Consider the following 1,727-nt stretch of genomic DNA (forward strand, 5'->3'; position numbering starts at 1 on the left):
GACGCCGTCAGCCAAGAGCGCTTCTTCCCAAGGACCTTCCGAGCCGTATTGACCGGACACCAAGTATCGGACGCCTGGGAATTTCTCTGTATCCCAGAACTCCGCCCAATTAGTGGGCCGCGCCTTGTCGGCGGGATATTTCTTGGTGTTGTAAACCAGGTTGTAGGTGTAGAAGAAAAAGCCGACGCCGAAGTCTTGTTTCACATTCGGGACAAGCCCCTCGATATCTTCCTTTCTGAAAGTCGAGTAATCAATCTTCTCCAGATAGCCTTTCTCGGCAGCTTGTAGGGCCGCACCTTGGCTCATAGGGCCGACATCGATGGTGACGCTATTCGTTTTCTGCATCAGCTCGAGCTGAGCGAACTCGAAGTCTTGTGTCACTGGGATAACCTTGATGCCGGTTTCAGCTTCAAATGGCTTGGCATAGGCTTCGATCACGTATTTGCCGAGCTGCCCACCGTAGGTCAGCACTCGGACCTCCCCGGCTGTCTGTGCCGAGGCGTTAACAACAGGCGTTGCCAAAGTTGCGACGGCAATGGCGAAGGACGCCTGCATAATTCGTCTGCGGTTGATCAAAATGCTCATCTTCGTTCACCCTCTATTTTTCCCCGCCACTATTGACGAGGTTCTGAAGTTCTGCGGCAAGCAGTGTCTGGCTACGGCGCCAAGACCCTCTCGACCAGGTTGACCCAGTAGCCAACGCCGTAAGGCAAAGCATCGTCGTTGAAGTCGTATTCGGGGTTATGGACGGAGGCCGTCGGACCGTTGCCAAGAAAGATGTATGAACCTGGCCGCGCCTCAAGCATGTAAGCGAAATCTTCCGATCCCATACCTGGCTTGATGAGATCATTGACTGATGCGTGCCCAACCAGATCGCGTGCTGCTTCAACCGCTATCTTCGTCTCGGCCTCATGATTCACAGTTACCGGTTCGAGACGGCGATACGTAAAATCGATATCCGCACCAAAACCGCCAGCGATACCCTGCGCGGCTTCCAAAATTCCTTTCTCTGCAAAATCGCGGAGAGCGGGCGAAAGCGTCCGGACAGTCCCGCAAATAACTGCGTGCTGCGGGATGATATTATAGGCTTCCCCGGCATGGATTTTGGTCACGGAGATGACCAAAGCCTCCTGAGGATCGGTATTCCTCGAAACCAAAGTCTGGAGGCCGAGAACGATCTGCGCGCCGATGACAATGGGGTCAATGTTTTTGTGAGGCGTCGCGGCGTGGCCGCCTCTGCCCCGAACCGTAATGTCAAATTCGTCGAGCCCTGCCTGAATAGGGCCGCTGCAAATACTGAATTTGCCAACCTCCAGTCCAGGGTAGTTGTGCATTCCGAAGACCTTGGAGATGCCAAATCGATCCATGATGCCTTCTTGCACCATCTTCTCTGCACCCCGGCCGTCTTCCTCTGCTGGCTGAAATATGAGGGCGACAGCACCTTTAAAATTGCGCGTGTCCGCTAAGTACTTCGCTGAGGCTAGAAGCATTGCAGTATGGCCGTCATGACCACATGCATGCATTTTTCCAGGAGTTTTCGATGCCCACGGTTTGCCAGAGGCCTCCAATATTGGTAGCGCGTCCATGTCGGCACGCAGCCCGATTGTCGGACCGTCGCCTAGGTTTCCCTGAATTACGGCAACCACACCGGTCTGCGCTATTCCGGTTTCTATGTGGTTGATGCCGAACGAAGCCAACTTCTCGGCAACGAAGTTTGCGGTGTCGTG

Annotated in this window: 2 protein-coding genes; both read right to left on the bottom strand. The window is 54.3% G+C overall.

Features of this window, described 5'->3' with window-relative positions:
* The coding region (locus A3AY_RS0131900) for an extracellular solute-binding protein (RefSeq protein ID WP_018329730.1) at positions 1–585 on the bottom strand (585 nt) is incomplete at its 3' end.
* A gap of 71 nt (positions 586–656) precedes the next feature.
* Positions 657–1,727, bottom strand: a 1,071-nt coding sequence (locus A3AY_RS0131905) for a M20 aminoacylase family protein (RefSeq protein WP_018329731.1), incomplete at its 5' end; no start/stop codon positions are given.

Source organism: Rhizobium giardinii bv. giardinii H152, assembly GCF_000379605.1.
Classification (GTDB): Bacteria; Pseudomonadota; Alphaproteobacteria; order Rhizobiales; family Rhizobiaceae; genus Pararhizobium; species Pararhizobium giardinii.